This window comes from Tardiphaga sp. 172_B4_N1_3 (assembly GCF_052076035.1).
GTDB classification, from domain to species: domain Bacteria; phylum Pseudomonadota; class Alphaproteobacteria; order Rhizobiales; family Xanthobacteraceae; genus Tardiphaga; species Tardiphaga robiniae.
The window spans coordinates 3582302-3603110 of the sequence record NZ_CP197238.1; the positions used below are offsets into that span (position 1 = coordinate 3582302).

A 20809-nucleotide genomic window follows, 5' to 3' on the forward strand; every position below is an offset into this window, starting at 1 on the left:
CACTAAATGCAAAAAGCCGCCCGAGCGATCGCGCTGGCGGCTGCAAATTCCATCAGTGCTTCCCTAGCCGGAGACAAGCGCCAGAGGCGGCCCTTCACGACGAAGTGCCCGCCATCTGGCGTCACGGGATTTTGCAGTGTCACCGTCGCGACCGACGAACGGTGGTGTCTTCAGGCCACCGCCTTCTTGTTGACGCCCTTACGAAGCGCGATGGTATTCAGTTTGGTGTTGGCCGCCTTTTCTTCGTTAAGGTTGGTGGTCAGCAGCCGCACAACGTCGTCGTGACCCAATTCCTCTGCCCAGGCGATAAGCGTGCCGTAGCGAGCAATCTCGTAGTGCTCGACCGCTTGAGAGTTCGCGACGATGGCGGCGTCCAGGACCGCCTTATTGTCGATCTCGCCCGCCGTCTCCTTGGCTTCTTTGATGATACCGTCGATGGCTGGGCAATCCGTAGCGCTTGGCTCCTTGCCAAGCTTCTTGAAGACCTGTTCTAGACGACCTACCTGCTTCACGGTCTCTTCAAGATGCGACTTAAGGCCAGCGGCAAGATCCTGATTGGTCGCCTGCTCGATCATTTGCGGCAGCGCCTTGGTGATCTGGTTTTCAGCGTAATAGATGTCCTGCAAGCCGTGAAGAAACATGTCTTCCATGGTCTTAATGTCTTTAGTGAACAGACCCATCGAATCCTCCTGTTATCGATACCTGCCGTATCCGGCGGCGGATTGCGAACGCGGATTTCAACGGAGAGTTCCCCGTCGATCGGGCTCATCCTTCGCAATTCTTGGAACTCGCCAGATAAGGTGCCTGGTCCAAGTGGCCGGTCGAGGATCTCAAGAGCTACGCAGCAAGTATCGTCTTCTCGATATCCGCTATCGAGTGACCAGTCAGGTCCTTCGCGATTTCGCCGACCAGAGCCTCATCGAGCTTTTTGTGGTAATGTTTGCGCATCTCACCAAGTGTCTTCGGCGCGGCGATGATCACGATGTTGCTGAACTTATTTGTTAGCACCTGAGCATTCAGCATTTCGATGATGCCGGATGCAAAACCGTCTTCTTCCGCCCGACTCTGATCGGGGTTGGCGGAGCTGCTATTCTGTCCACCACTGCCGCTGACCGGCTCGACATCCTCGCCGGGAGCAGCGACCAAGCTCATTTCGGTTTCGGTGCCGACATTGCGGAAAAGGTTCAACTTTTCACCGTCGGCAACCGCAACGATGGTATCCGTTGGGAGGATCATTCTATTTCCTGACATGTTGAGTTTGGCGCCGTTGTCCAAGTTGGCCGCGAGCCATAGAGCAATACTTCCACCTTCGCGAAGTTCCCGCCTTGACTAAACGCTCAATAACCGTCGTGAACGCGCCGGAGTCACCGCACTTAAAGAATTGGCCCGCTTCACGGGCCAATTCGGTGTTAGCTGTCGTATAAGCTGCGCTCTTTCCGTAGTTCGTCGCTCCAAAAGGCTTACTGGCCGGATCGTAACCAGTCCTACCCGTCTTCTACCGTGCCGCGGCTACGATCCTTCAAATTGACCGAAGATCGGTTCAACATGCTGTCGAGGCGGGTGCGATCCGCGTCAGCCACCTTGCCTGAGACGAGCGTCCCGCCGCGCCGAACGCCTTCTGCATAAAGTGGCGCATCTTCCTTCGACACGCCGGCTTCGGTCAGAGCACCGACGACGCCGCCGGTCGCGGCGCGACGCTGCCGATAATCGCGATATGCCTTACAGGCTTGTCACGTAGCGAGCCGCTCTTTATCCAATTTTATTGTTACGACTACTCCTTCTTCCTGCCACTGACGGTCGATCGAGCCGCCGAGCTGGGCTGTCATGCTTCGTGCAACGAGTTTGCTTCCAAAGCCGCCAGCCCCAACTGGAGCGGAGACAGGAGGTCCGCCACGCTCCGTCCAGACGATGACGACTTCCCGGTCGGGGCTTGAACATGCGACGTCAAGCGTTCCCGTGGGGGAAGACAACGCACCGTATTTCAGTGAATTGGTAGCAAGTTCATGCACGACCATGGCAAGTGTCGTCGCGGACGCTTCTCCGACGCCCATACGTGGTACTGACACGCGAATTCGCCCGCTGAATGCACCGAGGTCGTCATAAGGCGCCAACAGCACGGTTAACAAGTCGCCGAGTAATGCTGCTTTGCCTTCATGCCCTGGGATCGGGCGGATAAGATCGTGGGCTCGCCCAAGAGCAGATAACCGCTGGGTCAACTCTTTCGCCATCTCGACGCTTGTTGTCGTCGACCGGGACGTGATGGCCGTAAGGCCAGATGCAATTGCCAGCAGGTTTTTAACTCGGTGGCTCATTTCTCCGGCGAGTAGTTCATGCCCCTCTTCGGCCTGCTTACGTCCGGTGACGTCGATAAAAATTCCGGACATTACGCGATCTCGGATGCCGGCGTCGTCGCCCTTCCCCCGAGCAGAGATCCATCTGATTTCTTCCTCTATGATGATACGGAAATCGATTTCATAGGGTCCAACAATCCCCCGTGTGGCGGCAAAAGCCGCCCTGACGCGGTCTCGGTCCGCAGGGTGTATATGAGCTGAAAGATCTTCGAAAGTTACGCTGTCGCTCCTTGGGACACCCCAAAGGTCAAATGCTGCGTCATCCATTGTGAGTTCATCGGAGTCAACATTCCAAGTCCACAAGGTCACGCCTGCTGCGGCGATTGCTTCAAGAAGCTGCTCGAAATCCATCGCGTGCGCTTTTCCAGGAGCTTTAGGCACGGGGTTCCCCTCTGGGTGGTTGCCCATTTAAGCTAACAGTTCTTCGCCCTGCAGGGGAAACATTCACCGCTCGCAAATCGGCGACTACGCGTGCAACTTCGTCGTTATCGCCTTGTTGTTCTGCATGTTAAAGTTCTTTCTAATATTAATGATGGCGGGTATAGCGGGTTTGATTGCATTAGCAGCGCTTATCGTCCTCCTGTGACGGTGCTGATATGGGACGTAGTCCTAAACCGATCTTTCAGATCCCGCCGTCAGGTTGCCCTTACTTGTCGACGGCAGAGGCTGGGGTGCTGACCTCACCAATCGCATCGACGACGGATTGAGTTGCCGTCTGGTGCACCATGTGCCCGGTCTCCGGGATCGGGTGAAACCTGCTTTGCGCGACATCGTCATGTAAACGTCCAGACTGTGAGATTGGATCGATCAGACGATCATTTTGGCCTGCGATAATGGATACAGGCATTGACAGCTCTTTATAATGAGCCTGAGAGCGGGCAGCATTGAGCACGAGCAAACCAGATTCTTCGGCCGCGGCGTGGATTTGAGAAGGGCGAACTGCCATCTCTTTCGGAAACCGCCTAAATTTGGCTGGCACTGCAGCCGGGCCGAACAGCTTGGCGACGAGTGCTGGCCACATTAACCGACTGACTATCGGCGATACGGTCACACTCATCAGATTACCGATGACAGGTACAGCAGGCGCAGACATCGCGGCAAAATCCGGACGAAAGCTCGGGTAATAATAGCCGGACACGAGCACAAGCGCATGTACCGACGCAGGATGGCGTAATCCCATTGCAACCGCGACTGAGGCTCCCCACGAATGGCCAACAATAATTGCGTTCTGAATGCCGAGGCGTTCGAGAGCGATTTTAATCAGATCGGCCTGCTCGTTCGGCCCCCACTTCACCGCGTTTCGAGGCCTGTTGGTGTGACCAAAGCCTGGTCGATCAAATACTACGACCCGATGATCGCGGGCGACCGCGTCGATCAATCCACTCGACCCAAAGTCCTGGATCATGCTGCCATTGCCGTGTAGCAGCACGACAGCCAGTCCGACGCCGCGCTCGACATAGTGCAGATCGACGCCGTCGACGTTGATGAACCTGCCAGTTGGTGGGTTGTCGCGCTCTGCCTTCTTTGCGAGGAAGCGATTGATAATAGCGGAAGCCACCAGGCCCGCTGTGCCGACGAGTGCCGCCGTCAAATAGGGATTGGTCGACACTCCACGCGGCCGATTAAATCGTTTTCTTTCTGCAAGAAACATCATTCTCATTCTACAACTTGGAGGACCCCTACAATAAGCGGATGCCGGCTCTTTCGTTCGCTTCTCGATCAATCTAATGCAAATAGGGTCGCGTTCCGATTGAACGCCCTGAAAGACAGCGATCGCAAACTGCATCTCTACTGGATCTAATCGACTGGAACCGACATCCAGGCAGTTTGTTGTCCGTTATCACCGCACGTCTGTGGCATATATCGGTGATGAGACCGCCTGTAGCGCTCCCGCCTTCTCAAGCCAGGAGCGACGCGTCTCATGTTTTTTGGCTTCGATCGAAAAGCTGCGGATAGATGCCGCAGAGGCGGGTCTGGTCCGGGATCTCGCAACAGATCCTACCAAACGCGCAATGTATGCCCGGCTGCATGATCAACTGATGCGCCTGGCTGATGAAGTGCAACACGCATCCCTGCGATCTGCAGTGCCGCCGATGCAGCTGCAGCCGGTCGAACCAGAAAACTCAAACACTCAAAGTCAGGCTTAGTTGCAGCGCCTGAAACAGAACTATTTGTACCCTCCGGCGTATTGATTCCGCGGAGGGAAATGCAATGCATACGAGGCGTACTGTCAGGGAACTGCGTGAGAAGGTCGAAAAGTATCGTGCTATGGCGCGGTTGGTTTCCGACCCGGAGGTCCAGCGCAACATTCTCCAGCTGACGGACGAATTGGAACAGCAGGCCCGCGACATTGAGCGCGGCAAGTAAGAACGCTGTGACCCGAAGAACGACGGGGTAGAGGAGGATGAAATGAAGCTTGCAGACACCTTCCGTGAGAAAGCCGCGAATTGCTCCCAGCTAGCCGATGCAGCGACCAGCCGCCCGGCGATCGCACGTTACAGACGAATGGAAAACGCGTGGTTGGATTTGGCCGCCGAACAAGACTGGCTCGATGGCGAGACAGATCGCCCCCCTGCGCGCTACGTCGCATAGGATATGTCACGGCTTTCGCTGCATCCGTCAATGAACTGCCTGCGGGCGTTGTCTGGAGTTTTAATGAGTATTGTTCAGCGCCACCTGGCCGAGCACGAAGAACGACTCGTTCTAATCGAGGAGATTTGCATCGATACCGGTGCTCTCGTTCTGGACACCGCCACCGACGAAATCTATTTCTCTGCTGACGAGGTCGCCCACAAGACTGCCTACGTGACGGTATTCCAAGCATGGGCAAAAGGAACGATCAAAGGCACTGCGGAACAGGTGTTTGTCGCTACAAAATCTATTCTTGAGGACTGAGCGTAGGCGGCATTCATGTGAAATCGGGCGGGAGATTTTCCGCACTCACGTCCGGTCGGCGGTCTGGTGCCAGAGTTTATCTCGCATTGGGCCGCCTGTCTGATGGAGTGTGGCGGACGAATGCCTGCTTCGTGAATTCAGTTCACGGGAAAATGGTAGCGACTGTCTATTTTGAAGCCCCGTGATAGGCGAGATGCGTAGGATTCACCCATTCATCAAAACTTCAGGGCTTTTGGAAGAAGGCATCGTTGCGCGTGCGCCACGTCGGATCGGACAACCAGTTGTAGTCAGGATCAGGCATAAGCGGCACGGCTTTCATGGCCTCCTTGGTGATTGAAAGATAGAAGCTACCGCGGTCCTGCGAAATCATCAGTGACCGAACCGGGACGACGATACTGTCCTTTCCGGTCGTAAAAAATCCGCCGGAAGCCACGACCGCATAATCGCGACCGTCTTTTGTGCCGAATACAATGTTCCTCACTTCGCCGACAATCGTGTCGTCGGAACTGCGGACCTCCGAGCCAATCATTTCGTCAGTCCTTAACGCCGGCGCAAGTTCGTCTATCCGCAAAAGGGGCTTCGCATCTTTTTTATTGCGAGTACCAGTAGCAGCTCCGCGCTTCACCTTCGGCTCACTCGCGGCATTCTGCTTGTCCGCTTCCTCCTCGTCGTTGTCGCCCAGCAGTCCCATCGGCGGGCCTGCAATCAGTTCGCGGATATTTGCAAGAAGCCGCTCGCAATCCTCGTGGCGTCCGTAAGATCGAAGCGTCAATGCGGCGTCCCGCAGATTGCGGAGATCGCGCACATACTGGCTGTTAGTAGGGCCACGAAAACGGGGATTTTGCTGGACCGCTTCTTCTAGCTTGGCATCACCAATCTCGCACTCTGCCGAAGCTGCTGTGATTCCGCCAACCGCGATGAAGGCGCAAAGTATTGCTGTTCGCGTGATCATCAGTCTTTCCGATCTCGATTTCGACGCGTGGCGGCGATCTACGCTGCCGAAGTAATCAGCGCATGCTGTCGAATGTCCGCATCGCGGACACCAAGGCTCTGGTAAGGTAGGGCTTGGGGATGAACAGCGCATTGGCTGGAATGGTCATTGGCCTCGCCTTACCGGTCGTGATGATGATGTGGACAGGTGGCCATCTGTCCCGCACTGCAGCGGCTAGCTTGAGGCCATCCATCGAACCGGGCATGTCAATGTCAGTGAACAGGAGGTGGATATCCTGACGGGCCTCCAGCACGGCTATGGCTTGGCCTGCGTTGCCGACCTGCAGTACCTCAAATCCTGCGTCGCTTAACTCTTCGCTGACCAAATCCCGGATAAGGGTTTCATCTTCGACCACGAGGACTGTCGGCATTCCCACCTCCGGTGGACACCCACAGGCCACTAACTGTAATGCGCCAAGTCGGCCTACTGATCTTCGTTCCATTATTTGAACGAATGAGACGGAGTTTTCGTCTGATTTATTTTTGTAGATCCCTTTACGCCTATAACGGCGAGCTTCCTCACAGCCTTGAGCCTATCCAGCCAATAGAGGGCTACTCGACAGCATGTCGATGATACGCGTCTGGATGGGGCCCGGAGACGAAGTCAAAAGGGGATGAGAGTCGAACGCTTCATGCCAGCCTAACAAAAACGGCGCATAGGCAATCGCAAGGAGAAAAAGCGCCAACGGAAACGCGGCGGCGATGCAAAGCTTATCGATGTTGCGAAGCTGCATGGTTACGAAACCCAACGATATGAGTTCCGTTCCAATCCCCGCCTCAGTCGCCGCCTTTCTTGGCTCGACGCAGCGCGGTACTCAGCTTCTCTCGTTGCTGCTCCCAGCGCCGTCGTTCCGCCTTCGCGCGCTTGTCGATATCGTCTCGTTCCCTTCTATCGCGGCGCCCCTCGCGTCGTGCTCCCGTTCAGCGGCATCAAAGGCTTGTTGTGCCCTTGCAACCTGCGCTGCTTTCCGCTCTCGCTTCCTGGTCCTGGCTAGCGCTTCCTTGCGCAGGTCGGTTTCGCGTTTCCGCTGCTGTTTGTCGAAGGCGGCCGCGGCTCAACGTGCTTCCGCGTCGTCGACTTTGGCCGCTTTGATCTGAGGCGCGGCCCGCTTCCGCGGCGCTGACACCTTCCTTCCAGCCAAAGTCTTTCGGCTCGTCTCCTGGAATGCGCTATTGCCAGCAACCGGGCATTCGCTGTTCGAGTGTTATGAAAGCATCTTTAATATCAACATTTCACCACGCATACCGCAGCTCGCCCTTGCCGGCGTAGCTGCGCGTGACGTCGGAGAACTCGCCTTCAAAGGTGCCGGCGACCGCCCAACCGTTCGTCCACTTGATTTCCGCGGATGCGGTCGTCAACGCAGCATCGCGCGCCTGCGCCGCGCCGTTCACGACGAAGCTCGCACCGGGCAGCGTCTGGAACGTCGCCGAAGCGAAGCGGTCGCTATTGAAATCGTGCGCCCATGCGACGCGGCCGCGCAGCGTCAAGATCGCGTCCGTCACGGCAAACGACTTGTCGGTGCGGAAGCCGAGTTCGCTGCGGGTGCTGGTCACCGTCTTGCTGGCATAGGCCAGTGCGAAGGTGTTGGCGCCGCCGCCGGCGGTCTCTGCATAGGAGGGCAGATCGAGTGCTATGACCTGCGCCGCGGCATAAGGCGTGAGGCCGAAGCCGCCCAGCCACGGCGTCAGATAACGGTTGCCGCCTTCGATGCGACCCGAATAACTGTTGGCATTGAACTGGGCGCGCAGCCGATCGCCGCCGACAACCCGATCGGTGGTGATATCCTGCCAGCCATATGCCGCCGCTGCTGTGATGTAAGCTGATCCAACCGTATGGCGCACGAACGCGCCAGCCTGGAACAGGTCGCTGCGGCCCGAGCCGCCGTTGGCCACCGAGAAGTTGGTGCCGCCGCCAGCCAGCGAGAAGCCCGCCAGCGTCGTCGGCGAGAACCAGTAGTCGGCGCCGACCGCGACGCCGCCGATGCTCGACCGGGTGTCGTTCGAGCCGACCACCGTGTTGCCGTCGGTGTTGCGCGAGCCGCCGAAGCCGGCCGCCCACACGTTCCAGCGCTCCTGGAACGCCGGCGCCATCGGCGGAGCCTTGCGATAGATCGCGGCCAGTGCATCGCTCGGAGCGCGCTTTGCGGCGTAGGCCAATGTTTCGTCCGCGTACCCCACCGCGCCGGCCTGCGTACCGCGGCCTGCGCTGAACGGATCGGTCATCACGCCCATGAACTGGGTCATGGCGTCCAAGGTGGTCTGCTGGGCGCCGGTGGCTGTCTCGCCGGAAGCTTGAGACAAGCCGCTTGCGGACATGTTGGCGAAAACGGCGGGAATGCCGCCGGTGCTGTTGAAGAAATTGGTCAGCGCGTCGCCGACGTTCCGCTGGTTGGTGTTCAGGCCGCCTGGAATGCTGAAATCCAGAATCAGACCGAGATACACATTGTTGGCATCGTAGCTCAGCGTTGAACTGTAGTTTGACGGCGCATTGTAGGTGGACACCGAGGGCGAGAAGGTGCCGCTGATGCCGCCGGTCGCGGTGAGGATCCTGTACGTCTTCTGCACATAGGCGCCGTCGGCATATACGACAAATGCAGTCGCGCCACCAAGTGCGGCCGTGCCGGTGACATTGGCGAATGTCGATGTGCTTGGATTGATGGAGACTTGATAAAATGCACCAGACTGGAACGCGAGGTTACCGACAATCTTGGTCGATGTTCCCGGTATGCTGGGGTCGCCAGGAGCAAACGCAAAGGATATCGTGCTATCGCCGCCCGTCACGGTTCCAGCGCCGCTCAAGTTAAAGAACGTCTGGTTGAACCCGTTCAAATCGACGGTCGCGCCGGCTGAAACGTCGACGGTTGGAATGGGCCCAAAAGCACTGCCGGATGCGGCCCGCAATGTGCCCGCTTTCACATAGGTGGGACCAAAGTAACTATTTGATCCGGCCAGCTCCAGCGTTCCAGCGCCAATCTTGGTGAAGCCAGATCCTTCGCCGAAGGGCCCAAACAGGTTGGCAATTGCGCCTTGAATGGTCGTCTTGGTCCCCGCTGCGATATCAAAATTTGGATTGCCGCTCATCACGAATGTGAAGTTGCTAGCTAAGGTGGCATTGGCCGTAACTGCCAGCGTCGCGCCATCGAACATCTTAATCTGTTTATTGCTGCTGCCCAGATTACTACCGCTTGTAATGGACAACGCACCCTCTCTGATATTTAGGTCGCCGATAAATGTGTTCGTTCCAGTCAGTACCAAGGTTCCGGCGCCGGTTTTGGTGATTTCTCCGAGGCGACCGTTGTTCTGGATAATATTGGCAGCGAGTGTTGAATTGGTCTCCTGTGCGAGCGTAAGATAGAAGCCTCCGGTGTCGATATCTCCGATGATGGCAGCTGTCGCATTGCCGAGTGTCAGGGTGTTGTCGCCGTCAGTGAAACGGATTGCAGCGGCTCGGGTTACGCCATCGCCATTTAGTCCACCCCGGATCGTGCCATTGTTAACGATCGTGATGTCCTGACCGACAACCCCGGCGCCGCCCGCTCCATTAGCGCCATTGCCGGCGCCGCCCACGCCGCCGGCACCTCCAGCGCCGCCGCTCAGTAGAGCTCCTAACCGCACATCCACCGTTCCGCCGGCTGCGAAAAGCGCACCGAACCCGCCTGTACCGCCTGAACCACCGAACCCGGTTGCGCTCGATCCACCAGCACCGCCCGCGCCGCCAATCCGTTGATCGCCGCTGCTGACTTCGTTGCTGGCACTGCCAGTCAACGCTAATTGGGCTGCGCCTGCTCCGCCCCCACCTCCGCCTCCGCTGCCGTTTCCAGCCCCGCCATTACCTCCGGCACTCGCCGTGAAGTCTCCGCCGGACCTTAAACTGGCATTACCGTAATAGACATTGAACCCGCCGCCGCCACCCCCGCCGCCGTCGCCGGGGGCTGCGCCGGCGGCGCCATCCCCCGCAGAAACGTCCGCCCGGGTCGCACCCGCTCCTCCCGCCGCACCACCACTGCCAGCGCCGCCAGCGCCGCCAGCGCCACCAGCGTTAAGCGGCGCTCGCGCGTCCCCGCCGGACCCGCCGCCGCCACCTCCGTGGCCTCCGATCGGATCCGCCGCACCTGGGTTTCCAGCCGCGCCCGAGCCGCCTGATAGGTTATCCGAACCCGCCTCACCGCCAAATGCGGAACCAGCCGCGTTGTTTCCGCCCGCACCGCCGTCAGCGAGGGCCGGGGCCACAAGGACGCCGCTCGCGATCACCACGATGGACAATGATAGCCACAGCGCGGTGCTTGGGAGAAAAGCGCGGCGAAGATGCGAATCTTCAAATGCTGGCTGCGTCGTTTGCTTCGTCGGCGAACCGAGTTTGAACTTCATAACTTAACTCCAAAACGCCAAGCGCATTTGCTTTCGACACGAAGTCCCGTCAGTCGCCTCGAAAGAGCAGCGGCAAGACGGCTGACCCGGTCTTACGAATAGTGAGAGAACGCGGCGCCACAGAGCTGACGCGCGGACGGTGACGAGCGCGCATAAGGGCAGTCCGGGACGTCTGTGACGTTAGTGGGCCGTCATTTCAGCGTTATTATTTCTCGCGCGGCGGTGAATTCGTGCAAGTTGCACACTTAAAGTGCTACAGCTTGGAGAAAAGCTGGAAGCCGAGCAGTGGAAGCAGTTAGCCCAAGGATCAATCTTTCACTTCTGGGCCGCTTCGTCCTGACCGGGCCCGATGGCGTAATAAGCCTGCCGAACAAAAAGCTCGCTGCACTGCTGAGTTATCTGGGCTGTACGGGGCCTGCGCCCCAGCCGCGCGAGCGGCTTTCGACGCTCCTATGGGGCTCCCACTTCGACACTCAAGCCCGGCAGAACCTGCGCCAGGCGCTTTTCAAGCTTCGTCCGGTTATCGGCTCGGACGCCATCAAAAGTGATGGCGAGTTCGTGTGGCTGAACCCAACCGTGGTGTCGTGCGATGTCGGTCGGTTCGAGGCACTGATCCGGGATGGTAGCCACGATGCGATGCATACGGCGGCAAATCTCTACCGGGGTCCATTTGTGGATGACATTATCGGTGTCAGCGAAGAGAGCTGGAGCGAGTGGCTAGCCGGCGAACGCGAGCGGCTCCAGGAACTGGCTTTGAACGCACTGGTCGGCATCGGCGGGCAAGAGTTGACCGCCGGCCGTATCGACCAAGCCTTGCAGGCTGGCCAACGCGCCCACGCTCTCAACAACATGCGGGAAGATGTCCACCGTTTAACCATGCAGGCGCTCGCCGCCAAGGGCCGCAGAACCGAAGCGCTGACGTATTATCTAGATATCGTTTCGATGTTGAAGCGCGAGCTCAGCACCGAGCCGGATGCAGCAACGCGGGCGCTCGCCTCAGAAATTCGGAGCGGGGGAGCGGCCGACACGCCAGAGACGCACGGCTCCGAGCCGCAGCATGCCGCGCCTGCCATCGCGGAAGCATTTCTCACGGCCGGCGATTCTAGGTACGCGGCAACTGCGGCGAACCTCGATGAGCTCGAACAACGCCAGTTGACGATACTTGTCTGCAAATTGGTCGGCTCGCTTTCCGAACGGCTCGATGCGGAAGATGTCCATGACCTGATCACGGCATTCCACCGGATGACTGCAGAAATAGTGGCGCAGTTCGACGGATTCGTCGCGCATTATGAAGGCAGCGGCGCACTCGTCTATTTCGGGTATCCCGCTGCGCGTGAGCATGACGCCGAGCAAGCGGTTCGCGCTGGTCGTGCCCTTCTAGATGCGGTCGGCACCTTAAAAAACTCCTTCGGCACCGCGCTTCAGGCCAGTGCCGGCATCGCGTCCGGGCTCGTAGTTGTGGGCAAGTGGCAGGGGGCCGGCACTATGCAGCAGCGGGTTGCGATCGGAGAGACGTCGGACATCGCGACGCGGCTGCAAGCCGCGGCAGTGCCCGGTGAAGCGTTGATTGCCGCCAGCACGCGGCGGCTGGTGGGGCAGATGTTCGACTGCCGCGCACGCGATCCCATCGAGGTGAAGGGGCGGCCGCAACCGGTGGAAGCGTGGCAGGTGCGCGGCGAGACGGCCGGCGTCAGCCGGTTCGAGGCCAGGCGCGCGGGTAAGCTCACCCCGCTCGTTGGACGGCGCGAAGAAATCGAACGGCTGTTGCGCCGCTGGGATCAGGCCAAGCTCGGCGAGGGTCAGGTCGTGCTGCTCTCCGGCGAGCCCGGTATCGGCAAATCGCGCATTGCCGAAAGCCTGCTGCGCAGTCTCGATGGCGAGCCGCATACCCGCATTCGCTATTTCTGCTCGCCCCACCACGCGCAGAGCGCGCTCCACCCGTTCATCGCGCAGCTGGAACAGGCCGCGGGATTCGAGCCGAGCAGCGACTCCAGCGCGAAGCTCGAGAAATTGGAGGCCCTGCTAAAGCCGACGGCGAAAAATCTGCCGCGCGACATGGCGCTGATTGCCGAGTTGCTGACGCTGCCGACGGATGGACGCTACCCAGCATTGGCGGTCAGTCCGCAGCAGAAGCGAGAGATGACACTCGCGGCACTGCTCGACCAGCTCGACGGCCTGGCAGCGCAAAGCCCCGTCCTGGTCGTGTTCGAGGACGTCCACTGGATCGATCCAACTTCACTCGACCTGCTTGATCGACTGGTCGCGCGCGCCGCTAACATGCCGGTGTTGCTGGCCGTCACGTTTCGGCCGGAACTCGAACCGACCTGGGGCGGCCAGCCGCATGTTACGATGCTGCCCTTGAGCCGCCTTGGACGTCATGACAGCGCCGCCATCATTGGTGCCGTCACCAAGGACAAGCCGCTGCCTGACGTCGTCACCGATCAGATCCTTGCGCATACGGATGGCGTCCCACTGTTCATTGAGGAATTGACGCGCACGCTGCTCGATAGCAGATTGTTACGCGAGACGACGGACCGCTACGTGCTCGATGGCCCGCTGCCGCCACTCGCGATCCCGACCACGCTGCAAGCTTCATTGGTCGCCCGCCTCGACCGGCTTGGCACGGTCAAACATGTGGCGCAGATCGGCGCTGCGATCGGACGGGAGTTCTCCCACGAGCTGATTGCCGCGGTGTCCGCCATGCCCCCGATGGACCTCCACGCGGCACTGGAACGGCTGATGGCGTCCGGCCTCGTCTCCCGACGCGGAACGCCGCCGGACGCGACTTACGTGTTCAAACATGCGCTGGTTCAGGACGCCGCCTATGTCACGATGCTCAGGAGCCGGCGGCGACAGTTGCATGCGGATATCGCCAATGTTCTGGTCGAGCGGCTTGCGGCGACCGTAGAACGCCTGCCCGAGGTGGTCGCCCACCATTTCACCGAGGCCGGGCTTGCTAGTGAGGCGATCGACTTTTGGCTCAAGGCGGGTCGGCTTGCCCATGTACGATGGGCGCTCCGCGAAGCTGTCGAATTCTTCGAACGGGCGCTGGAGGTTCTCGCGACACTGCCGGAGAGTCGGTCGACGCTGGAGCAAGGCTTCGATATCCGACTCGACTTGCGTCAGTTGCTAGTCCGGCTCGGCGAAGTCGGCCGGGCGCTGGAACGCCTGCGTGAAGCGGGCATGCTCGCCGAGCGGATGAACGACGACGGCCGGCGCGGCCGAGTCTGCGCCGTCATGACAAGTATGCACGGCGGGCTCGGCGAGCTGGACGACGGGCTTGCGTCCGGCGCTCGCGCGCTGGAGATCGCGGGGCGCCTCGGGGACCTCAGGCTTCGCATCCTTGCCACAAGTTTTCTCTCACAGGTACGCTTCTTCCGCGGCGACCATGCCCGGGTGGTGGACCTGACCACCGACAATCTTTCCGCTCTGCCTACCGGTTGGGCCTTGGAGAATTTTGGAATCGCCGCTCCGCCATCGGTTCACGACCGTGGCTACCTGATCATGAGCCTGGCGGAACTAGGCCGCTTCGCCGAAGCGGCCGGGCCTGCAGCCGAAGCGATCCGACTCGTCGCACCGCTGCTGGATGCCTACGCCGTCGGATGGGCTCACCTTACCGATGGGACGGTCCACCTGCTGCGGGGCGAGTGGGCACAGGCGCGCCCAGGTTTTGAGCGTGCAATGGCGGTGATCAGGGCGGGGAATCTCCCTCTCCTGCTTTCCCTGACGGTGGCCTTCTCCGCCTGGAACATGGCGCAGCTTGGCGACGCCAGCGAGGCACTGAGCCGGCTTCAGGAAGGTGAGCAACTCGTCGAGCGTCAGGTCGCGACCGGATATGTCGGGAATCTCGGATGGCTCTATCCGTGGCTAGGTCGGACAGCGCTGTTGCTGGGGCGTCTCGACGACGCGCAGCGGCTCGGCACCCGCGCACTGGAAGCCTCGCCGCACCAGGCCGGGTTCGCGGCTCATGCGCTGCATCTTCTCGGCGAGGTTGCGACCCACCCCGACCGGTTCGATGCCGAGCGCGGCGAGACTCATTTTCGCCGGGCGTTGGTACTCGCCGAAACGCGCGGCATGCGTCCGTTGGTCGCCCACTGCACGTTCGGCCTCGGCAAGCTTTACCGGCGTAGCGGCCCCCACGCGCACGCGCAGAAGTATTTCACCAGCGCGGCCGCACTGTACCGCACGATGGACATGCCGTTCTGGCTTCAGGAGACGGAGGCCGAGATGCAAAGCGACATTCGTCGCAGCGCCTCTTAAAGCCCCAGCTCTTTGTCGATGACGGCGATTTTATAGCGATAAGTCGAATGGCCGAATTGTGTGATCGACAGCGCCGTCAGTAAGCTGTTGAAACGAGCATTCTTCGGCAAAATGATCCTCGGGCTGGTCCGGCCGTGTGATTGAGGTCGAATGCCATCAGTCAACGTTGCGGCACCCTCCGCCTTACGCAGAGACCGGATGTTGCAGCAAAGTTGAGATGTCCCGGTCTGTGCAAAGTCAAAATGTCATCCCGCGGCTGTCAGGGGACGGAAGACGGCGCCGCGCAGACCATCGCATCGGAGCGGCGCCGTCTTTTACGGTTTGGTTTTGGGACTGAGGTGACTGTTTCCTGGATCCGCAGGGTGCGGGCTTTCTTGACGACTGACAGTTCAACAAGCGAAATGCGCATTTCGTGGAGGGACGGACTCACCGGCATCGACTTCTCGCCGATCTTTCCGCCCATGGGCGTCGAAGCCACGCGCCGCGTCCACATCGCGCACCGTGGCTGCGACGATCTGCGCGCCTGGTACTGGCCGCAAGTGGATGACGCCATATCGGGACATCGCCACGATATAGCCCGCTCGCCGGGTTGAGGTGGCCTCGTTTCTATTTCAAAGTGACGCGATGAGCATTCCTCGAGCGGGCGACATACCCGCGCCGACATCGCCATTTCGCCGGTTTCGCCTTCGCCTACGGCAACTCTACGAGGGGCACAGCGCGCAGACACGCTGGTTCCTTTATGGACTGTTGGCATTCGACTTCGTCTCTCTGCTGTTCATCATCGCGACCTCGTTCTTGCCGCGCGGTGAGACCACGCGCGTACTCGACCTCACTTTCGGCGCGATCTTCCTCATCGAGTTCATTGCGCGCTTCGTCGCAATCCGGCGCCCGCTGCACGAATTGACGCGACTGACGACTTGGACCGATGTCGCCGCGATCGGATCACTGCTGGCATCCGCAAGCGGGGAAGCCGCCGGTTTTCTGCGCGTGCTGCGAACGCTGCGTATGCTACGCACGTTTCGTGTGCTCGAACATCTGCGCCGCGACAGCGCGATGTTTCGTCGTCACGAAGAGGTGCTGTCCGCGCTGGCCAATCTGTCGGTGTTCATCTTTGTGATGACCGGTGTTGTCTACGAGACCCAGCGCCATACCAATCCGCACATCGCCAACTATGCGGACGCGCTGTATTTTACGGTCACCGCGCTGACCACCACCGGATTCGGCGACATCACACTGCCGGGCACCATAGGCCGCCTGATCACCGTGGCGATCATGATTTTCGGCGTGACGCTGTTTCTGAATCTAGCACGCGTGCTGTTCAACCCCAGCAAGGTGCGGTTCAAATGTCCGGCTTGCGGGCTTCAGCGCCACGACCGCGATGCGGTCCACTGCAAAGCGTGCGGAGGTTTGCTGAACATCCCCGACGACGGTGCGGTGTAGCGCGAGCAGCTTGGGCTGACTTCGGTCGCAACGCCTAACCTAAGAGTTCAGAACAATTTACGGCAAACCTATAGGGGAGACGTTTCGCAAAGCAACGAAATCTTGAGAGACGAATTGGACGCGGTTATTCGATGATAGGGTTGTGTTATGCGTATGCTCATTTTCGGTATCGCGTTGCTGTTTGACGGGCTGGCTTTGGCACAACCCATCCTTGCCCGTGAGCCCCCACACCTTAAACCCCCTTCGCTGTCGTGTACGTCCAGATCAGTGAGCCAGTGCGTGAGGGTTCACGCTTGAATCGGCTGATAATGCGAAAGAGCGGATGATGCGATATGGGACATCCGTAAGACATTCCAGCACGATCACCAATCCGCCCGCCCCTGCATTTTGATTAGTAGGATGAGATCCTCCGCGCGCGCGCAGCCCGGCACAAAGATCAGGATCCGGCTATGTTCGAAATACTCAGTCGCTCGACGAGTCGGAATAGCCGGCAACTACCACGTCCATGCGCGGGTTACGCCATTCAGCGAAAGTTAGCAGTCGTTGCTTCGCATCATGTTGCGGACAGGATAACAGGAATAAAATCTTGGTGCCCAGGGGCGGGATCGAACCACCGACACTGCGATTTTCAGTCGCATGCTCTACCAACTGAGCTACCTGGGCGCCGCCCCCGATCAAGTCCAGGGAGCGCCGGTTTATAGTCAGGCAAATCGGCCCTGTCCACCCGCCCGATGGCATTTCTGTGAACGAAGATTTTCCCGTCAAAACAATGGAAATGACCACTTCGGATCGGCTGGGACAGCGCGAATACCCGTCGAGCCTATTCGGCGTCCTCATCATCCGTCGGTTTGCCGGGAATCGCATAGGAGCCCGACAGCCAGCGATTGAGATCGACGTCGCGGCACCGCTCGGAGCAGAACGGCTTGGAGGCCTCCACCACGGGCTTGCCGCAGATCGGGCACGGTTTTTCGCCGGATTTGGACACCTTAGCTTGCATTCAACCAACCAAAACGGATCGGGAAACCTTCGCCGCCCAGCAGGGAGACTGTCTCATAGAGCGGCAGGCCGACGATATTGGAGTAGGAGCCGACCATCTTGACCACGAAGGAGCCGGCAATGCCCTGCACGGCATAGCCACCGGCTTTGCCGCGCCACTCGCCGGAGCCGATATAGGTCGAGATGTCTTCTTCATTGAGGCGCTTGAAGCGCACCTTGGTCTCGATCAGCCGCTGCCGGAAGCTTTCCTTGGGGGTGACGATGCAGACCGCCGTATAGACACGGTGGTTGCGGCCCGACAGCAGCCGCAGGCACTGCGAGGCCTCATCGACCAGCTCCGCCTTGGGCAGGATGCGACGACCGACGGCCACCACGGTATCTGCAGCGAGAATGAACGCGCCGCGGAGTTCGTCGTCGAGCTGAACTGACTTGAGCGCGGCTTCCGCCTTGGCGCGCGCCAGCCGATTGGCACAGGCGCGCGGCAGTTCGCCCCGCTTCGGGGTCTCGTCGACATCGGCGGGACGCAGCGCATCGGGCTCAATGCCGGCCTGGTTGAGCAGGCTGAGGCGGCGGGGCGAACCGGAGGCGAGAACGAATTTGGGACGGCCGAGCATGCGGGGCGATGATCCTGGAAATGCGGCCGGAACCTATCGGAAGGGCTCTGCTTCGACAACCGCGGTGCGGTTATTTAACCGCTCGCCGCGCCGCCTTTGGCGAAACGCTTGCGGATTCGCAGCAGCAGTCCATCGCAAACCTCGCGATAGGCCGCCAGTTTCTGGTCGCGGTTACCTTCGGTTCCCGTGGGATCTACCGTCGGCCAGTATTCGACCTCGGCGGCATCGGTGCGTGTCAGGTCCAGCGCCTTGTGATGCGCCTCCGGCGACAGCGTGATGATGAGATCGAAATTGAGCCCTTCCCAGTCCTCGAGTTCCTCGAAGGTCATGGGCTTGTGTCTGGAGATGTCCTGGCCGAGTTCGGCCATCACGGCCACTGCGAAGGGATCGAGCTCGCCCTTCTTCACCCCGGCAGATTTCACATACAGCGCCTGCGGAAACATCTGCTGCAACAGGCTGGCGGCCATCGGCGAGCGCACGCTATTCTGGCCGCAGGCAAACAACACCGCCTGCGGCGTACGCGCGCGTGGCGGCGCGGCCATCAGCGACTAGCCTTTCCAATGAAGGACAGAGATCAACGTAAAAAGCCGCCGCGACGTTTCGAAATCGACGCGCACCTTGCCGGCCAATCGTTCCTGCAGCGTCCGCGAGCCTTCGTCATGGATGCCGCGGCGGCCCATGTCGATGGCCTCGATCTTGTCAGGCGTAGCGGTGCGGATCGCCTGATAGTAACTGTCGCAGATCATGAAGTAGTCCTTCACAATGCGGCGGAACGGCCCCAGCGACAGAAGGTGCGCAACGACAGGCGTACCGTCCTCGCGGCGGATGTCGAACATCAGCCGGCTGCCGGTGATGCCGATATGCAGCGTAAACGGGCCGACGTGTGCGCCTTCCGGCGCGAACAGGTTCTGCTCGATCAGGTCGTAGATCGCGATCGCGCGCTCATGCTCGATATCCGGCCCGGAACGGCCGATCGATTCCTCATCGAGCGTCACCGCGACGATGCGGTTGTTGCTGTCATCCTCTGGTGGAGGGGCATTACTCATCACAAATTGAGGCGCAATCCGACCGAACGTGCGTGGGCATCGAGGCCTTCAGCCTTGCCCAGCGTCATCGCAGCCGGTCCCAGCGCCCGCAGCTGATCCGGCCCGCACTTCAGGATCGATGTTCGCTTCATGAAGTCAAGTACGCCGAGGCCCGAGGAGAACCGCGCCGAGCGCGCCGTCGGCAGCACGTGGTTCGAGCCGCCGACATAGTCGCCGATCGCTTCCGGCGTATGACCACCGAGGAAGATGGCGCCGGCATTGCGTATCTTGAGCGAGAACGCCTCAGGATCGGCCGTCATGATTTCGAGATGCTCGGCGGCGATGGCGTTGGCGAGCGGCACGGCGTCATCGAGCGCCTGCACCAGAATGATCGCGCCATATTCGTCCCACGACGCGCGCGCGATGTCCGCGCGCGGCAGCGTGGTGAGCTGCGCTTCGACCGCGCGCGCGACATTGTCGGCCAGTGACTTGCTGTCGGTGATCAGAATCGACTGCGCATTGACGTCGTGCTCAGCCTGCGCGAGGAGATCCGCCGCAATCCAGTCGGCATTGGCGCTATCGTCGGCAATGACCAGCACTTCTGAGGGGCCGGCAATCATGTCGATGCCGACCTTGCCGAACACCTGGCGCTTGGCAGCGGCCACATAGGCATTGCCGGGACCGACGATCTTGGCCACCGGCGCGATGGTCGCGGTGCCATAGGCCAAAGCGGCCACGGCCTGCGCGCCGCCGACGCGGTAGATTTCGGAGACGCCACCGAGCTTTGCGGCGGCCAACACCAGCGGATTGAGCTTGCCGTCCGGCGACGGCACCACCATCACCACGCGCTCGACGCCGGCGACTTTGGCCGGCACGGCATTCATCAGCACCGACGACGGATAGGCCGCAGTCCCGCCGGGCACATAGAGACCAACAGCCTCGATGGCGCTCCAGCGCCAGCCAAGCTCGACCCCGAGCGCATCGGTGAAGCGATCATCCTTGGGGAGCTGGCGCTTGTGGAACAGCTCGATGCGGTCGCGGGCGAAGGTCAGCGCTTCGACGGTCTCGGCGTCGCAGACGGCGACGGCGGCATCGACTTCGGCCGGGCTCACGCGCAGGCCGGAGGCCTTGAGGTCGAGCCGGTCGAACTTGCGGGTGGCCTCCAGCAGCGCTGCGTCGCCGCGAGCGGCGACATCGTCGACAATGGCGCGGGTGGCCGCCTCGATATCGGCCGCGACTTCGCGCTTCATGGTCAGGAAGGCATTGAAGCGCTGGGTGAAATCGGCGCTGGCGGTATCGATACGAATTGGCATTCTGGTGTTCCGGCGGGGCCTTGCCGGCCAAGGCCCCCTGCTCAATGGCGCGGCGACAAAGGGCCGTCAACCCTGTGCTGCCATGGAAACGATGAATAGCGGATCAGGCGTCCAGACCGGAGGCCTCGGTGCCGGCATCGCTGGTCAGATCGTCCGGGCCGAGATCGGCCAGTTCGACCTCGAGACACTCGACATCCAGCCGGAGTGCGCCCCCACCGGCGAAGATCAGGACGACGCTACCGCCAGGAGGCTCGGCGGCATGGAATTCGATGCCGAACAGTTCCAGCGCGATGTCGGGCGTTTCGAGATCGATATCGCGGGACTTGCAGGCCAGCACGCGGTCGAAGCGCAGCGCCGAGACCAGCCGGCGCGGCGTGACTTCCCCTGAAATCGTCTGATCCCAGTCGAGCCGGCTCATGCCGACCACGAGCCGCTTCTCGCTCTGCCGCCAGATAATGTCGCCGACATTGACGGCCGCATCCTGAACATGCGCGGAAATCACCGCGAGGTCGTCGGCATCCAGTGCAATCAGCTTGCGTTGACCCGTCACGGCGACC

Annotated in this window: 20 protein-coding genes and 1 tRNA gene; 6 read left to right on the plus strand and 15 right to left on the minus strand. The window is 60.4% G+C overall.

Annotation, left to right across the window (positions count from 1 at the left end; genetic code table 11):
- Positions 1-170: 170 nt before the first annotated feature.
- The 4 genes from AB7783_RS16995 to AB7783_RS17010 form a co-directional block, all read right to left on the minus strand.
- Entirely contained in the window at positions 171-680 is a 510-nt protein-coding gene (locus tag AB7783_RS16995; RefSeq protein ID WP_315843506.1) for a YciE/YciF ferroxidase family protein, read from the minus strand.
- A 157-nt stretch (positions 681-837) separates the two neighbouring features.
- Entirely contained in the window at positions 838-1236 is a 399-nt protein-coding gene (locus tag AB7783_RS17000) for a host attachment family protein (protein ID WP_184511679.1), read from the minus strand.
- Between the two features lie 494 nt (positions 1237-1730).
- Positions 1731-2702, minus strand: a complete 972-nt coding sequence (locus AB7783_RS17005) for a sensor histidine kinase (RefSeq protein ID WP_439061904.1) — start codon at positions 2700-2702, stop codon at positions 1731-1733.
- Between the two features lie 295 nt (positions 2703-2997).
- A complete protein-coding gene (locus tag AB7783_RS17010; RefSeq protein ID WP_441278265.1) occupies positions 2998-4005 on the minus strand; it encodes an alpha/beta fold hydrolase in 1008 nt (335 codons plus the stop codon).
- 557 nt (positions 4006-4562) lie between these two features.
- On the opposite strand from AB7783_RS17010, the gene AB7783_RS17015 reads away from it, so the two are divergent.
- The 3 genes from AB7783_RS17015 (at position 4563) to AB7783_RS17025 (ending at position 5246) form a co-directional block, all read left to right on the plus strand.
- Positions 4563-4718 (plus strand): hypothetical protein, encoded by a 156-nt coding sequence (locus tag AB7783_RS17015; RefSeq protein ID WP_184511684.1) that lies wholly within the window; start codon positions 4563-4565, stop codon positions 4716-4718.
- A gap of 42 nt (positions 4719-4760) precedes the next feature.
- On the plus strand, positions 4761-4943 hold the full coding sequence (locus AB7783_RS17020; protein ID WP_441252751.1) for a hypothetical protein: 183 nt from the start codon (positions 4761-4763) through the stop codon (positions 4941-4943).
- A gap of 63 nt (positions 4944-5006) precedes the next feature.
- Entirely contained in the window at positions 5007-5246 is a 240-nt protein-coding gene (locus AB7783_RS17025; RefSeq protein WP_068738812.1) for a hypothetical protein, read from the plus strand.
- Positions 5247-5469: 223 nt separating this feature from the next.
- Here the strand turns inward: AB7783_RS17025 and AB7783_RS17030 are convergent, their stop codons facing one another.
- The 4 genes from AB7783_RS17030 to AB7783_RS17045 form a co-directional block, all read right to left on the minus strand.
- Positions 5470-6198: a PRC-barrel domain-containing protein gene (locus AB7783_RS17030; protein ID WP_441278266.1), complete on the minus strand. Its 729-nt coding sequence runs from the start codon at positions 6196-6198 to the stop codon at positions 5470-5472.
- Between the two features lie 55 nt (positions 6199-6253).
- Positions 6254-6607 (minus strand): response regulator, encoded by a 354-nt coding sequence (locus AB7783_RS17035; RefSeq protein WP_439061907.1) that lies wholly within the window; start codon positions 6605-6607, stop codon positions 6254-6256.
- Between the two features lie 162 nt (positions 6608-6769).
- Positions 6770-6970: a hypothetical protein gene (locus AB7783_RS17040; protein ID WP_441278267.1), complete on the minus strand. Its 201-nt coding sequence runs from the start codon at positions 6968-6970 to the stop codon at positions 6770-6772.
- A gap of 499 nt (positions 6971-7469) precedes the next feature.
- Positions 7470-10604 carry an autotransporter domain-containing protein gene (locus tag AB7783_RS17045; RefSeq protein ID WP_441278268.1) on the minus strand — a complete coding sequence of 1045 codons (3135 nt, stop codon included), beginning with the start codon at positions 10602-10604 and terminating at the stop codon, positions 7470-7472.
- Positions 10605-10889: 285 nt separating this feature from the next.
- Here AB7783_RS17045 and AB7783_RS17050 point away from each other — a divergent pair, with 285 nt between their 5' ends.
- The 3 genes from AB7783_RS17050 to AB7783_RS17060 all read left to right on the plus strand — a co-directional run bounded on the left by AB7783_RS17050 (position 10890) and on the right by AB7783_RS17060 (position 16304).
- Complete coding sequence (locus AB7783_RS17050; RefSeq protein ID WP_441278269.1) at positions 10890-14864, plus strand: BTAD domain-containing putative transcriptional regulator; 3975 nt, start codon at positions 10890-10892, stop codon at positions 14862-14864.
- Between the two features lie 401 nt (positions 14865-15265).
- A complete protein-coding gene (locus tag AB7783_RS17055; RefSeq protein ID WP_441278270.1) occupies positions 15266-15457 on the plus strand; it encodes a hypothetical protein in 192 nt (63 codons plus the stop codon).
- Positions 15458-15488: 31 nt separating this feature from the next.
- Positions 15489-16304 (plus strand): ion transporter, encoded by an 816-nt coding sequence (locus tag AB7783_RS17060; RefSeq protein ID WP_441278271.1) that lies wholly within the window; start codon positions 15489-15491, stop codon positions 16302-16304.
- Positions 16305-16891: 587 nt separating this feature from the next.
- On the opposite strand, the gene AB7783_RS17065 is transcribed toward AB7783_RS17060, so the two are convergent.
- The 7 genes from AB7783_RS17065 to AB7783_RS17095 form a co-directional block, all read right to left on the minus strand.
- Positions 16892-16967, minus strand: a tRNA-Phe gene (locus tag AB7783_RS17065).
- 157 nt (positions 16968-17124) lie between these two features.
- A complete protein-coding gene (gene yacG, locus AB7783_RS17070) occupies positions 17125-17289 on the minus strand; it encodes a DNA gyrase inhibitor YacG (protein WP_414716994.1) in 165 nt (54 codons plus the stop codon).
- A 1-nt stretch (position 17290) separates the two neighbouring features.
- Entirely contained in the window at positions 17291-17914 is a 624-nt protein-coding gene (locus AB7783_RS17075) for a Maf-like protein (protein WP_093756955.1), read from the minus strand.
- Between the two features lie 74 nt (positions 17915-17988).
- Positions 17989-18456, minus strand: coding sequence for an arsenate-mycothiol transferase ArsC (locus AB7783_RS17080; RefSeq protein WP_068734774.1), 468 nt, complete (start codon positions 18454-18456; stop codon positions 17989-17991).
- 6 nt (positions 18457-18462) lie between these two features.
- Complete coding sequence (locus tag AB7783_RS17085; protein WP_089266102.1) at positions 18463-18960, minus strand: UPF0262 family protein; 498 nt, start codon at positions 18958-18960, stop codon at positions 18463-18465.
- Positions 18960-20252, minus strand: coding sequence for a histidinol dehydrogenase (gene hisD, locus AB7783_RS17090; RefSeq protein WP_441278272.1), 1293 nt, complete (start codon positions 20250-20252; stop codon positions 18960-18962). The genes AB7783_RS17085 and hisD overlap by 1 nt, the downstream gene beginning before the upstream one ends.
- Before the next feature lie 103 nt (positions 20253-20355).
- Positions 20356-20802, minus strand: coding sequence for a DUF2948 family protein (locus AB7783_RS17095; protein ID WP_089266100.1), 447 nt, complete (start codon positions 20800-20802; stop codon positions 20356-20358).
- Positions 20803-20809 lie beyond the last annotated feature (7 nt).